At 63.9% G+C, this 13,566-nt stretch carries 14 protein-coding genes and 2 pseudogenes; 8 read left to right on the top strand and 8 right to left on the bottom strand.

Annotated features, from left to right (window positions below; all coding sequences use genetic code 11):
- The coding region (locus A2J02_RS23830; protein WP_156516360.1) for an EAL domain-containing protein at positions 1-790 on the bottom strand (790 nt) is incomplete at its 3' end.
- A 260-nt stretch (positions 791-1,050) separates the two neighbouring features.
- Here A2J02_RS23830 and A2J02_RS23820 point away from each other — a divergent pair.
- Positions 1,051-1,533: a hypothetical protein gene (locus tag A2J02_RS23820; RefSeq protein ID WP_068054537.1), complete on the top strand. Its 483-nt coding sequence runs from the start codon at positions 1,051-1,053 to the stop codon at positions 1,531-1,533.
- A 237-nt stretch (positions 1,534-1,770) separates the two neighbouring features.
- Here the strand turns inward: A2J02_RS23820 and A2J02_RS29105 are convergent, their stop codons facing one another.
- On the bottom strand, positions 1,771-2,001 hold the full coding sequence (locus tag A2J02_RS29105) for a helix-turn-helix domain-containing protein (protein ID WP_068284333.1): 231 nt from the start codon (positions 1,999-2,001) through the stop codon (positions 1,771-1,773).
- A gap of 12 nt (positions 2,002-2,013) precedes the next feature.
- Between A2J02_RS29105 and A2J02_RS23810 the strand changes: the two genes are divergently transcribed.
- From A2J02_RS23810 to A2J02_RS23785, 6 genes and pseudogenes are all read left to right on the top strand, one after another.
- Positions 2,014-2,817 carry an MFS transporter gene (locus tag A2J02_RS23810; RefSeq protein ID WP_068284336.1) on the top strand — a complete coding sequence of 268 codons (804 nt, stop codon included), beginning with the start codon at positions 2,014-2,016 and terminating at the stop codon, positions 2,815-2,817.
- The gene (locus tag A2J02_RS23805; protein WP_082899065.1) at positions 2,814-3,866 is read left to right on the top strand and encodes an alcohol dehydrogenase catalytic domain-containing protein; all 1,053 of its coding nucleotides are present in this window, start codon (positions 2,814-2,816) and stop codon (positions 3,864-3,866) included. Before A2J02_RS23810 ends, A2J02_RS23805 begins: the two co-directional genes overlap by 4 nt.
- 117 nt (positions 3,867-3,983) lie before the next feature.
- Positions 3,984-4,799 (top strand): annotated as a pseudogene (locus tag A2J02_RS23800) (FAD-dependent oxidoreductase); the annotation flags it as partial.
- 53 nt (positions 4,800-4,852) lie between these two features.
- On the top strand, positions 4,853-5,257 hold the full coding sequence (locus tag A2J02_RS23795; protein WP_068054518.1) for a VOC family protein: 405 nt from the start codon (positions 4,853-4,855) through the stop codon (positions 5,255-5,257).
- Positions 5,254-5,568, top strand: coding sequence for a winged helix-turn-helix transcriptional regulator (locus A2J02_RS23790; protein WP_068054515.1), 315 nt, complete (start codon positions 5,254-5,256; stop codon positions 5,566-5,568). Before A2J02_RS23795 ends, A2J02_RS23790 begins: the two co-directional genes overlap by 4 nt.
- 89 nt (positions 5,569-5,657) lie before the next feature.
- Entirely contained in the window at positions 5,658-6,368 is a 711-nt protein-coding gene (locus A2J02_RS23785; RefSeq protein ID WP_068054513.1) for a hypothetical protein, read from the top strand.
- 165 nt (positions 6,369-6,533) lie between these two features.
- On the opposite strand, the gene A2J02_RS23780 is transcribed toward A2J02_RS23785, so the two are convergent.
- Positions 6,534-7,835, bottom strand: a complete 1,302-nt coding sequence (locus A2J02_RS23780) for an MFS transporter (protein WP_068054534.1) — start codon at positions 7,833-7,835, stop codon at positions 6,534-6,536.
- A gap of 299 nt (positions 7,836-8,134) precedes the next feature.
- On the opposite strand from A2J02_RS23780, the gene A2J02_RS23775 reads away from it, so the two are divergent.
- Positions 8,135-9,544, top strand: a complete 1,410-nt coding sequence (locus A2J02_RS23775; protein ID WP_068054510.1) for an FAD-binding oxidoreductase — start codon at positions 8,135-8,137, stop codon at positions 9,542-9,544.
- Here the strand turns inward: A2J02_RS23775 and A2J02_RS23770 are convergent.
- The 5 genes and pseudogenes from A2J02_RS23770 to A2J02_RS28840 all read right to left on the bottom strand — a co-directional run.
- Positions 9,510-10,640 carry a helix-turn-helix domain-containing protein gene (locus tag A2J02_RS23770; protein ID WP_068054507.1) on the bottom strand — a complete coding sequence of 377 codons (1,131 nt, stop codon included), beginning with the start codon at positions 10,638-10,640 and terminating at the stop codon, positions 9,510-9,512. The two genes, A2J02_RS23775 and A2J02_RS23770, sit on opposite strands and share 35 nt — an antisense overlap.
- Positions 10,641-10,670: 30 nt before the next feature.
- The gene (paaI, locus tag A2J02_RS23765; RefSeq protein WP_197478121.1) at positions 10,671-11,039 is read right to left on the bottom strand and encodes a hydroxyphenylacetyl-CoA thioesterase PaaI; all 369 of its coding nucleotides are present in this window, start codon (positions 11,037-11,039) and stop codon (positions 10,671-10,673) included.
- 23 nt (positions 11,040-11,062) lie between these two features.
- Entirely contained in the window at positions 11,063-11,380 is a 318-nt protein-coding gene (locus A2J02_RS23760; RefSeq protein ID WP_068054504.1) for an EthD family reductase, read from the bottom strand.
- Positions 11,377-13,404: a phenylacetic acid degradation bifunctional protein PaaZ gene (paaZ, locus tag A2J02_RS23755; RefSeq protein WP_068054500.1), complete on the bottom strand. Its 2,028-nt coding sequence runs from the start codon at positions 13,402-13,404 to the stop codon at positions 11,377-11,379. The genes A2J02_RS23760 and paaZ overlap by 4 nt, the downstream gene beginning before the upstream one ends.
- Positions 13,405-13,480: 76 nt before the next feature.
- Positions 13,481-13,566, bottom strand: a pseudogene (locus A2J02_RS28840) (TetR family transcriptional regulator); the annotation flags it as partial.

Below are 13,566 nucleotides of genomic sequence, written 5' to 3'. Positions count from 1 at the left end.
CGGTGGTCGGTGTGGTCCAGACCGGGTCGGCGGGCATAGGAACGACCGGCTCGTCGAGGAGCTCGGCAGGGTCTTCGACTGCCGGGAACAGCTGCCCCGTTCCGTATGTGGCTCCGATGGTGATCGCGGCCAGGCGGGTGGCTTCGGTGTCGACGCCTTCGGCGACGATCACTGCGTAGGAGCGCTCGGCGTAGGCGGCGAGGGCATGAGTGGTGGTTCCGACGTCGTGTCCGGTTTCGGTGAGCAGGTCCGCTGCGGTGATGACGATGTCGGGCTCGATCAACGGCAGAAGGGTCGTCGCGTGGGGGTGGTCTCCGACGCCGTCGAGTGCGATCAGCTTTCCGCCGGTCCGCGCGGATGCTATCGCGGCCATGGCCTGGTGGGGGTCGGCGAGGACGGCTGAGGCGTCGACGGTGACGACGACGCGTTCGAGCATCGTCGATGTGCGTTCGCGGTCGCTGTCGTCGAGGGCGCGGCGTGACTGCGCATCGACGGTGAGGATCAGGGGCAGGTGTTCGGCGAGGGTACGTGCAGGTGCGGTGTTCGCAAGTGTGGTCTTGTGCAGATCGAATTGGGGTCGCTGCTGCATCAGGTGTGCGGCGCGGCGCAGCGCGTCAGCGGAGTCCAGTGCAGAGCCGGCAGGGCCTCGTAGTTGGAGTTCGGCTCCGGCAAGGGCGTTGTCGTCGAGTCGTCGGATGGGTGCGAACTGCATGGTGACGACCAGTCCTATCGATTCCGAGAACGAGGTGGACGGTGAATGCGCGGTCTCGGTGTCGCGATGTGCTGCCATGCAAAATTTTCCCCGGCCACGCGAGGTCGCCCTGGCCTTCGTCGAAAACCGATCCGAAGTCAGACGGATATGTCGATACGAGTGCCGGCGACTCGACACCGAACCGACAATACCGCGCGAGGCGATCGCGCTGCCACGACACGTCTTCGAGCGGTCGCCTCCGGCTCAACCGGTCGCTGTGGAACTCTGAGTGCGGACCGTCTGTAGACGCACGAACGCGCCTACCGGACCGGTAGCGCAGATGCGGAACAATGACCGTGATGCCGAACGAACCTGTTGACGACGACTCCGAGACAACCCAGCACGCCCGCTTCGGATTTCCCTACCGCTGGAGACAGATCGACCCGGCGCGCCGCGGAATCGTGCTGGCGTGGTTGGCATTCACCGTCACCTTCGGGGGTGCCCGGCTGGTCACCTGGCTTATACATATCGACACCAGCGATGTCGGCGACATCAGCGCCGGCGGAGTGCACCTGCACCACTACCTGTGGGGGATTCTGTTGCTGGCAGCCGTCGCCGTCTTCGGTCTCGTGGACCGTTCGCCACGGACACGGTCGTGGATGGGAGCGGTACTCGGGGTGGCCCTGGCGCTGATCGTCGACGAAGCAGCATTGCTCATCACGCTCGAAGATGTGTACTGGCACAGCGAGGGCTGGTCATCGATTGCGCTGGCGATCACCATCATCGGCGTCGTGGGGACCGGACTGGTCCTCACACGCAGTGGTGCCGAGCGAGCCGATTGAAACGCATGCTTCACGCGTGTCGAGTATTCGAGCGGCCCGTTCACAGTTCGGGTCGAGCATGCATTCGCGCGACCGCGTCGCGTCCTGTTCGGCACCCCGACAGCGGTCAGGCCGTCAGCCACGGGCCTCATCGAGTCGCCGGCGACGTCGAACTGGAGTAGTACTGTGCGTCGACAGTATCGACTACGTCAGAACCCCTGCATATACTGCGCCGCAGCAGCTTTCGCGAACCTGGCGTCAGCGCGATTCCCTGACGAATCGAAGAGGCCCGGGGTGATCTCGCACTTCACTCGGGGTGAGATCGTAGTGTCGGCGAACCAAGGTCGAGAGCTGAGCGTGCGAGCTGAATCCCCACTCGGCGGCAATATCGCTGATGCTTTTGTTGACTGTCGTCTGCAGCGCGAGAATCGCGCGGTCGAGCCGCTCTTCTCGTATGGTCCTACTGACCGATGTTCCAGCCTGAGCCATCGAACGATTGAGATGCCGCAGCGTCACTCCCAGAGCGGATGCGTGTGGCTGGCGGAAAGTTTCGGGTGGCGTACGGCGTTCTACGCCACCGTGGTGCCCGGAGTCGTACTCGCGGTCCTCGTCCTGGTGTTCGTTCGCGACTTGCGACTACGGGAGCCGGCGACTTTGGCTCAGGATGCGGCGGACACGGCTGCACCGATTCACCGGGGTGACCCTTCGATGACGTTCTGGCAGGCTCTACGCACACGCAATGTGGCTTTGTGCCTTGTCATTTCGGTGTTCTACCTGACCTGGTTCACCACTACTCAGACTTTCGCTCCGCTGTATCTGAGCGAGATCAAGGGGTTTTCCGGGGGGGAATTGAGTTTCGTGCTCAGTGGCATCGGTATTGCATGGGTGATCTGGGGAGCTCTGGTGCCTGGAATTTCGGATCGAACAGGACGCCGACCAGCAATGATCGTCTTTTCGGCCCTGGCCGTGTTCGCACCGTTTGCCATTGTGTACGTCGGCTCACCGAGCATGTTGTTCGCCGCTCTGATCGTGACGTACACCGGCATGGGGTGCTTCACCTTGATGATGGCGACGATTCCCGCCGAGACCGTGCCGAGGCACCTCATCGCGACCTGCCTCGGTGCCATCATGGGTACCGGCGAGATCATCGGGGGGTTCGTCGCCCCTTGGTTGGCGGGGTTGCTGTCCGACTCGTTCGGTTTGCAGATGAGTATGTTGATCCCAGCAGGTGCCGCAGCAATCGTGGTCGCATTGAGCTTCGGACTGGTCGAAACAGCGCCTTCTCGAACGGAAGAAGTTCGATGACAGCACCAGTCCTGGCTGTGCGCTGGCACGCCGCCAGAGACGTTCGTCTCGACGAGCTTGTCAGAACTCCCCCGGACAGGGGATTCGTCGAGATCGCCGTGGCCTACTGCGGGGTGTGTGGAAGCGACCTGCACGAGATCGCTGACGGCCCACACGCGATACCGGTCGATGCGCCACATCAGCTCTCGGGAATGAGCGCTCCCATAACCCAGGGGCACGAATTCTCGGGAACGGTGTCGGCTGTCGGCGCGGACGTCACCCACGTACGCGTCGGCGATGCAGTTGTCATAGAACCCAACTACAGATGCGGGCGGTGCGACCAATGTCGGATGGGCCGTTACCACACCTGCGCATCGTTCGGCTTCGTAGGCCTGATGGGAAACGGTGGCCTCGCCGAGCGCGCCACAGTGCCCGGATACATGGTGCACCGCCTACCTTCGGGTTTCGACCTCGCGTCGGCAGCAGTACTCGAACCTGCTGCCGTCGCCTTGCACGAGGTTCGACGGTCGTCGTTCACCCCCGGTGGAACCGCTGCCGTCGTCGGACTCGGCCCCGTCGGTCTACTCGTCGGCCAACTCCTGCGTATCAAGGGGGCTTCACGAATTCTGGGTATCGATCCCGAACCCAGCCGCCGAGAGGCTGCACTCACCACTGGGTTCGATCAGGTGGACGATCCGACCACCATCGAACCGGGACAGGCGACGGGCGAAGATGCTGTGGACGTGTCGTTCGAAGTCGTCGGCCGGCAGTCCGCAGTAGACCTCGCGATCTCCCTTGCGCGCTTCGGCGGGGAAATCATACTTCTCGGACTCGCCCCTCGAATCTCCTTGGCAGCATTCGATTTCGTCAACTCGGAAAAGACGCTGAAAGCGAGCGTCGGATACAACAACTGCCACGCCGAACTGATCGACCTCGTCGAATCGGGCACACTCGACCTTCGGCCTTTGATCACGCGAATAGTCCCGTTGCGTCATGCCAGTGAAACGCTCACCCGCATGGCATCAAGTGGCAACACCGGAATCAAAACGCTCGTGGACTGCAGAGCTTGAAGCCCGCCGTCGGCCACCCTGCGTAAACAACCTGTAAGCGAATCCGTCATCGAAGTAACGAAGACGAGACAGCCGCAGGTCCTGTCCTGCAACGGGATTAGGCGTAATACAGACTTCTTCGGCTGCAGGGAATCGGTTCTCCAGCGGAGTGGCAGGCGGGTTTCTGCGCACTGTTGCCGATTTCGTCGAAAACCCCGTCGCGGCAACAAGGCACTACGTAAGCGCGGCATCGACATTCGTACCGGCACCAAGGTCGAGTCCGTCACCGAATCTCCCGACGCAGTCTCTGTGTCACTGTCGTCCGGGGACACCCTCTCGGCCGACCTCGTCCTGGTGTCCGTCGGACGCGGACCCCGCACCGACGGTCTCGGTCTGGCTGAGCAGGGCATCGCCACCGAACGCGGCTTCGTAACCGTCGACGACAACCTCCTCACCACCGTGGACGGCGTCTATGCCGTCGGCGACATCGTGGCGGGATATCAGTTGGCACACCGCAGATTTCAGCAAGGCATCTTCGTCGCCGAACACATCGCCGGCCTGGCACCGGCACTCATCGACGGCGATCTCATTCCGCGCGTGACCTATTCACACCCGGAGGTCGCGTCGGTGGGACTCACCGAAAAGGCCGCGGAGCAGACATACGGCACAGTGACCTCCGTTGTCTACGACCTCGGCGGCAACGGCAAGAGCCGCATCCTGTCCACCGCCGGCGGAGTCAAAGTGATTCGAGCCCGTGACGACGGCCCGGTTGTCGGCGTTCACCTCCTCGGTGACCGCGTGGGCGAGCTGATCGGCGAGGCACAACTCGCCGTGGCATGGGAAGCACTGCCATCTGAAGCCGGGAGTTTCGTGCATGCTCACCCCACGCAGAACGAGGCACTCGGTGAGGCGATGATGGCGCTGTCGGGACGTCCGCTGCACGCGCACAGGTAAGGACGTCGAATTGACCCCTTGACGCCGCACTTGCATTTTGCATGCATCGACGCATGAGCCTGTTCATCACCTGCCCCGTCGAGAACGTCGAGCGCGCAACCGCCTTCTACACAGCCCTCGGCTGGACGCTCAACCCCGAGATGTCCGACCACAACGTGTCGTGCTTCGCCATCACACCGGGGCAGTACGTCATGCTCGGCAGTCGCGAGATGTACGCGAGAGTGGGCGGCACCGAGGATCTGATCGGCGGACCCGACACCCCGTCGAAGGTCACGGTCTCGTTCGACCTCGGTAGCCGAGAGGCAGTCGACGAGTTGACCGAGCGCGCCGGCGCTGCCGGTGGACGAATCGGAGACACCGATGACTACGCCTTCATGTACCAACGCCAGTTCGACGACCCGGACGGCTACCACTACTCGCCGTTCTGGATGAAGCCGGATACCGATTCGGCCGAATGAGTGACCTGGCCTACACCCTCGACGTAGTCGGCGCTCGTTGGGCGCTGCTCATCGTGGAGCGGCTACTCGATGGGCCGCAACGCTACGGAGATCTGCAGCGCGAACTGGGCGTTCCGACGAACATGCTCGCTACCCGGCTACGCGAACTCGAAGCGGCAGGCGTGTTGACTCGCCTCCCCCTGCGGCACAACACTCGGGCGTATGCGCTGACCGAGAGAGGTCTCGCTTTGCGTGACGCAGTCGGCGCACTCGAGCGCTGGGGCAAAGAAGCTGCACCACCAGTTCGTGATTCCGACGTGAGCGCGACCTGACCGGCACCCTCATCGTCGGCGACCTCATGGGAGTGATTGCACGCGCGGGACAACACACCGAACAACTGCGTGAGAGGGCTGCGAGACGAGTGAATACGGCACAAGCCCTGATCGTGTTCTACATCGCGATCTGGGTCGGAGTGTCGGCGGTCGCGGCGATCGTCGGCAAACGGGGTGCGCTGTCCTGGGTGGCTGCGGTTGCATGGACCGTCCCCGCCGCCTGGCTGACGCTCGTCGGAGCATGGATTCTTCCGGACCGAAATCTGTACGAGCCTGCGGCCTCGGTCGCACCGTCCGAGCTGTGGCCGGTCTATCTCGCGTTGGCCGTATGGGTGACGCCCTTCGCGGCCGTGGCTGTGTGGCTGCGAAGCGGGAAAGCCGTTCGTAACGCATGCACGGCCTGCGGGATTGCTGCTGCGACGGGCGTAGCAGGGACCCTCTTCCAGATGACCAACCCGGACGAACTGATCTTTCTGACAACTCGAAGCGACCGGCCGCACGTCTACATCATCGTTGGCTTCGCCCTCGCCGTCATCGGGCTGGGTCTCGTCGCAAGCGTCGTCCGGCAACCGGGAAAACGTCACCTCAACCGTCTGATCGCGGGCGCGGTCGCCTTCGGGGGTGCTGGCGTGACCACCTCGATCAGCGGTCTGCTCTGGCTCAGCTGGCTGTGCGTTGTCGCCGCGACAGTCGCTCTGGTCGTCGCAGCGATTCGCGCCGATCGTCGACGCCGAATGCCTAGTCGTCACGAACAGAGCGCAAGCGAACTCGGACAGGGTGGCCACGCGCGGTCGGCGTGATCGAGAAACCCGGTCCTGCCTTATCCTTTCCCTGCAGGCGGTCGGGCGCAGATGGCAACGAGCGTGCGCGTTGGTCCGTGTCGATTCAGCCGTCGCGGTCGGTCTTGCGTACATACAACGAAAGCCCCGAAACCGTGATGGTTTCGGGGCTTTCGAGCAGGTGCGTCAGACGTTCAGATCCTCGTCTCGACGGTTCTTGATTCGCGAGGTTGCCACGAAGGAGATCGCCGCCAGGATCATCAGGTAGATCGAGATGGACATCGAGGTGCCGGTTCCCTTGAACAGTGCCTCGGAGATCGTCGGAACGAAGGCTCCACCGAGCACCGTGCCGATGGCGTAGCCGATGGATGCACCGCTGAATCGGACTGCTGCGGGGAACATCTCGGCGTACAGAGCCGGCTGCGGTCCGTACGACAGCCCGAGTCCGACGGCGAACAGCCCGAGGGCGACGTAGATCCAGTGCAACTCACCGGTGTCGACGAGAAGGAAGAACGGGATGGCGCACAACACCATTGCCGCGTTGCCGAGGTTCATGATCGTGGTCCGGGCGTAGCGATCGGACAGATGTGCGCCGAGCAGAGTGAACACACCCCAGACGATGGCCGCGAACAAGCTGGCCACCAACACATCCACGCGAGCGAGTCCGTGTTCGCGCGTCGAGTACGCCACGATGAAACCGCCGACGATGATGTAGCCGTTTCCGTTGGTGCCGATGAACGACAGCGCAGCGAGCATGACCTGTTTCTTGTTGGTGCGCCACAGTGCACGAACCGGAGTGTGGTTGCGCTCCTTGCGTTCTGCGAGCTCCTTGAACACCGGAGTCTCCTCGACGCGGCGTCGGATGTAGAAACCGACGAGGATGAGCACGAAGCTGATCAGGAACGGGATGCGCCAGCCCCAGGCCTCGAACTGCTCCTCACTGAGCAAGCCGGTGCACAATGCCAACGTTCCTACCGCGATGAGCATGCCGAGCGGAACGCCCATCTGGGTTGCGGCACCGTAGATTCCGCGCTTGCCCTTCGGCGCATGTTCGACGGCCATCAGCGCCGCGCCGCCCCACTCGCCGCCGGTGGAGAATCCCTGCAGGATGCGCAGCACGATCAGGATGATCGGGGCCCAGATGCCGATGGTGGCATAGGTCGGCAGCAGTCCCATACCGACGGTGGCCGCACCCATCAGGGTGAGGGTCGCGATGAGGACCTTCTTGCGACCGATCTTGTCGCCGAAGTAGCCCGCGACGATGGCCCCGAGAGGCCGGAAGACGAAGCTGATGCCGATGGTGACGTAGGCGACGAGCTGTCCGGACGAGCCCATGGGCGCGAAGAACAGTTGGGCGAAGATCAGCGACGCCGCCTGCGCGTAGATGAAGAAGTCGTACCACTCGACCGTGGTTCCGACCATGCTGGCCATCGCGGCGCGGCGGTGCTCGCGCGACACCCCGGTGGGCGTCTCGACCTGTGTTGACATCGACTTGTCTCGTTTCGTTCGGGCTCCGGCGCTCGGATACTGAAGCGGCGATTCGGAGTGTCGTGAGGCAGGGTGAAAGGGATCGAACACGAACAATCTCGGCGACCGAAAACCGGATATAACTCACCGTCCATTCGGTCGGTAATCACTGTGACCGCCGACACGATGATTTGTCAAGGTGGCGCAGACGATGCCGAGCGTGGATTCTTGCACATTCGTCGAAATCCACCGATCAACGCGCTGATGTTGGTCCGAAACGACGCAGACGCCGCCAGTGACGGAGGGTCATACTCGGACTCATGACTGCACCCTCGTCGAGGCTCGTGCTCGACTTGCCGATCCTCGACGAACTCACGCAGGCCCTCGGCTCCGACGCGGTGGTGACCGATCCGGACATCCTCGAAAGCTATCGACGCGACGCGGCAGCCCTCTGTGAATCCGCACTTCCGCTCGTCGCGGTACTGCCGCCCACCGAGTCCGACGTCCAGGCGATCATGAGAATTGCATCGACACACCGCATTCCAGTGGTACCTCAGGGTGCACTGACGGGCCTGGCGGGCGCTGCGAACTCCAGCCATGGAGCCATCGCACTCAACACTCGCCGCATGAACGAGATCATCGAGCTGGACGTCGTCGACCGCGTTGCCGTCGTTCAACCCGGCGTGACGAACAAGGAACTGAAAGACGCGGCCCGTGAACAGGGTTTGACGTACCTGCCCGACCCGTCCAGTTGGGAGGCGTCGACGATCGGGGGCAACGTTGCCACCAATGCGGGCGGCCTGTGCTGCGTGAAGTACGGCGTGACAGCTCGGTTCGTGCGGGGATTGCGCGTAGTGCTTGCCGACGGCCGAGCGACGTTCGTCGGTCGCCGCACCGTCAAAGGTGTTGCGGGCCTCTCCCTCGCGGACCTGTTCGTCGGATCGGAAGGAACCCTCGGCATCATCACCGAGGCCACCGTCGGCCTCGACTTTCCGGCTGCCACACCGCTGACCATGGCCGCGACATTCCCCTCGACCGTCGCTGCCGGAGAGGCGGTGACGCGGATTCGTGCCGCCGGTATCACCCCGAGCCTGTTCGAGCTGCTGGATCGCACCACGATCGCCGCGATCGACGCCTACGCCCGGATGGATTTCGGTACCGATGCCGCGGCCGTGCTGATCGCCCAATCCGACATCGGCGCAGGCGCTGTGGAGGAGCTCGAGGCCATCGCCGCACTCTGCACCGAATCCGGTGCGTCCGATGTGGCTGTCGCCGAGGACGAGGTCGAGTCGGAGCAACTCGTCCAGGCCCGTCGCCTGGCTTATCCCGCGCTGGAGCGCCTGGGTTCACCGTTGGTCGACGATGTGTCCGTACCCATTTCACAACTCGCCACCATGATCGACGAGGTGGGTCGGGTGGCGGACCGGCTGGGCATCGTCATCGGAGTCGTCGGCCACGCCGGTGACGGAAACATTCATCCGACGGTCATCGTCGACCCCAACGATCCGGCATCGTTGGCCAAGGCTCACCGAGCGTTCGACGAGATCGCGGCCTTCGCTCTCTCACTCGGCGGAACCATCACCGGCGAGCACGGAGTCGGGCTGCTCAAACGGGACCTCCTCGAAACCGAACTCGACCCGGTCGCAGCCGAACTGCAGCGGGGCATCAAGGAACTACTGGACCCGCACTACTTGCTCAATCCGGGCAAGGTCCTGTCCGCTCGGCCCTGAGCCGCAGCGACATCCACACGAGCAATCGAGTATCGGGGTCATCGAGATCGAGATCGAAGAGTTCCCTCGTCCGCCGCAGCCGATAGCGAAAGGTATTGGCGTGCAGATACAGCGATGCCGACGCTGCGGCGACGTTGGATTCGTGCGCGAGTAGCGCCAGCACCGTCGCGCCGTAGTCGGTCCCTTCGGCAGCGTCGTAGGTGAGCATTCGTTCTACAGCCGGAATCGCCAGCGGCACGTCCGAGAGCGCATCGGACGCCCTCTTCAGGGTGACCGGCACCCGACTCTGCGCGAATGTCGTGGTGTATGAACCTGTCTCGATCGCTCCCAGCGTCCAGTGCGCGTGGGCACGCGCCACCGCGGGCCGGGCATGCGGCCCACCGATCGCGAAGGTCACCGGAACACCGAATGCACCCTGCGCCCGGAGCCGCACCTCCTCGGCCTCCTCGGCGACACCGCGGTCGTCGTCCCTCGCCACCACGAAGAACACGACGTGACCATCGACGATGAAACCGGAATCCGCATCTCCGCCGAACGAGAGCTCCAACAGACCCCCGAGCCGCACCAACAGGGAACCGGGCTGCGCCGAGTCGACCGTCGCCGCCACAACCGCGAATCGGCTACCCGGCGAGGTGACGACGGCGGGATCGGTCAACAACGCACGGGCCCTGGGGTTACCGGGTCCGGTCGGACGGAGCCGAGCGAGGAGCAGCGGTGCCGCGGCAGCCGCAGCGCGCGTCAATGCGGTCACCACACCTCGATCGGGTGGACCGGAGGGAAGTGTGGACACGATGCACCAGATCGAGCCGAGGTACTCACCGTCGACCGAAACCGCTACTGCCAGACGCGGCAACGCTCCCGCCACATCGACCACATGGACCGTCGAACTACGCCGGAAATCCGGATCGATGTGATGCACCATGTATCGGGCCGGGACCTGCTTGCCCAGGATGCCGTCGCGCCGTACGTCGTCGATCGGCTGCCCTGGAACCGACGAGTACGCGACCACGTAGCCCTGCGGGTCCATCACCGACACGGCACCGCCCACAGCTGCGGCGGTTGCGTCTGCCAGCGCCGAGAGGTCCGCAGTGGTCACCGACTCACAGTACTTCCACGGGTTCGATCGCTACCGCGCTATCGTGCGACTGTCACCTCGGAATTCGGCGACCAGCTCGTCTCGACACGTCACCGACACGTCGTAGAGGCCGTTCCGGCCGAACCGCGCACGCTCGACGGCATCTGCAACCAGCACGTCCCCGGCCTTCGTCGGACGGAGGTATCGGATGTCGCAACGTGCCGCGACGGCCGAATCGTCGTGCGAATTACAAGCCATCGCGAACGTTGTGTCCGCCAGCAGGAAGACGTAGCCACCGTGCGTGATCGCATAGCCGTTGACCATGTCCTCGGTGACGACCATCGACATCCTCGCGTGTCCGGGTGAGAGCTCGATCAATTCGATGCCGAGCTTGCGGGACGCGGCGTCGACCTCGAACATCTCTCGCGCGATCATCGAATCCGTCACGGCTGCAACACCGACTGCTCGTTCTGGGTGAACATCGTGACGCCACCGGTTGCGAAGTTGCGCAGATCCTTGCCCGCGGTCTTCATCTCGGGCGAGGCCAATCCTGCCTTCAGCGATGCCTCGTCCGCGAAGTACAGGCTGGCGATCGCGTAGTACGGCGGCGGTGAATCGTCGAGCGAGTCGAGCGTGCCCCAGGTGAAGTCGATCAGACCGGGGACGGCGCGAGCGAGGGGCACGTGCACCTCGGAGTAGTGACGATCGAATGCGTCAGTATCCTCGGGCATTCCGTAACAGACCGCGACTCGCATGCTCATGATGCGGCCTCGGGCTTCGCGACGAGAGTGAGCACGTCGTACGTGGCGACTGGCTCACCGTCCTGGTTGACGACCACTGCGTCCCAACGCACCTCACCGTAATCGGCACTCTGACGCGGAGTGATCAATTTGGCGGTCAGTGTCACCGTCAATGAATCCTCGGCCTTGACGGGCGTCAGGAAGCGCAGGTTGTCGACGCCGAAGTTCGCCAGGACGGGGCCCGGTGCCGGGTCGACGAACAGACCGGCGGCGAGCGAGACCACCAGGTATCCGTGGGCCACGATTCCGCCGAACAACGGGTTCGCCGCTGCCGCTTCGGGATCGGTGTGTGCGTAGAAGGTGTCGCCGGTGAACTCGGCAAAGTGATCGATGTCTGCTCGGGTGACCTGCCGGGGTCCACCGACGATGGTGTCGCCGAGCCTCAGCTCGCCCAGATTCTTGCGGAACGGATGAACGTCGCCGGTGATGCGCGCAGAACCGGCCACCCACTTGTTGCCCACCGCAGTCAGCACATCCGGGGTTCCTTGAATTGCGGTGCGCTGCATGTGGTGCAGCACGCCGCGGATACCGCCGAGTTCTTCACCGCCGCCCGCCCGGCCCGGACCGCCGTGCACCAGAACCGGTAGTGGCGAGCCGTGGCCTGTGGACTCCTTCGCGTCCTCGGAGTTCAGGACCAGGATGCGGCCGTGGTACGGCGCGCTGCCCAGGACGATCTCACGCGCGATCGCAGAATCCTTGGTCACGAGAGATGCAACCAGAGAGCCCTTTCCGCGGGCTACGAGATCGAGCAGGTCTGCGGTGCCGTCGTAGCCGATGACGGTCGATACCGGCCCGAACGCCTCGATCTCGTGCGGTTCGGGCGCGGCCTTGTCGCCGGCCTTCAGCAGCACCGGTGCCATGAACGCGCCTGCTCGCTGATCCACCGCGTCGGGATCGCCGAAGACCACCGATGCGGACTTGGTCAGTCCACGAATGGATTTGAGGACTTCCTCTCGCTGATCGATGCTGGCGAGGGCACCCATGGTGACCCCCTCGTCGGCCGGATCACCGACGACGACCTTCTCCAGCTTGGTCTTCAGTGCCTCGATGACGAGCTCGACAGAGTCCTGCGGAACCAGCACCCGGCGAATGGCTGTGCACTTCTGCCCGGCCTTGGACGTCATCTCGGTGAAGACACCCTTGACGAAGAGATCGAACTCTGGATCGTCCTGTGCCACATCGGATGCCAGTATCGAAGCATTGAGGGAATCCGCCTCGGCCGTGAAGTGCAGTCCCTCGCCCACGACGTTGGGATGAGAACGCAGGGTCGCAGCGGTATCGGCGGATCCGGTGAAGGCCACCGAGTCCTGGCCGCCGAGGTGGTCGAGCACACCGCGGGCACTGCCGCACAGCAACTGCACCGAACCCTCGGGCAGCAACCCTGACTCGATGATCCGGCGGAACACCAGCTCGGTGAGGTACGCAGTTTGGCTGGCAGGCTTGACGATCGACGGCACGCCCGCGATGAACGCGGGGGCCAGCTTCTCGAGGAAGCCCCAGACTGGGAAATTGAACGCATTGATCTGGACGGCGACGCCGCGCCTCGAGGTGTAGATGTGCTGACCGAGGAAGGTGCCCTTCTTACCGAGCTGCTCGATCGCGCCATCGAGATAGACCGTCTCGTTGGGGAGTTCGCGTCGGGCCTTACTCGCGTAGCTCAGCACGGTTCCGAATCCGCCGTCGATGTCGACACCGGAATCGCGGGTGGTGGCGCCGGTGTGCCGGGAGAGTTGGTAGAACTCCTCTTTCCCGGCCAGCAACGTCAGGCCCAGTTGCTTGAGCAGCGCCGCGCGTTCGTGGAACGTCAGGGCTGCGAGCGCGGACCCTCCGACGGTGCGGGCGTAATCGACCATGCCCGCGACGTCGAGACCACTGGATGACACCCGGGCGATCTCACTGCCGTCGACTGCGCTCAGCAGCGGCGTTCCCTCGTCGGTCGCGGAATACCACGTGCCCTGGGCATAGCTTTCCAGAAGTCTGCTCACAACGCCTCCATCTCACCGTACGTTCGGTCGGTAATTACCATCGCCGTCGAACGCCGAGAAGTCAAGACCTGCGTTGCTACGTGCGGCGCAGTCCGTCGAAGGTCAGCGCGACCACGGCGTCGGCCAGTTCTTCGACGGATCCGCCGGTGCGCGGGCGGTACC

Source organism: Rhodococcus sp. EPR-147, from assembly GCF_001647185.1.
GTDB lineage: Bacteria > Actinomycetota > Actinomycetes > Mycobacteriales > Mycobacteriaceae > Rhodococcoides.
This window is presented reverse-complemented; position numbering and strand designations above follow the sequence as displayed.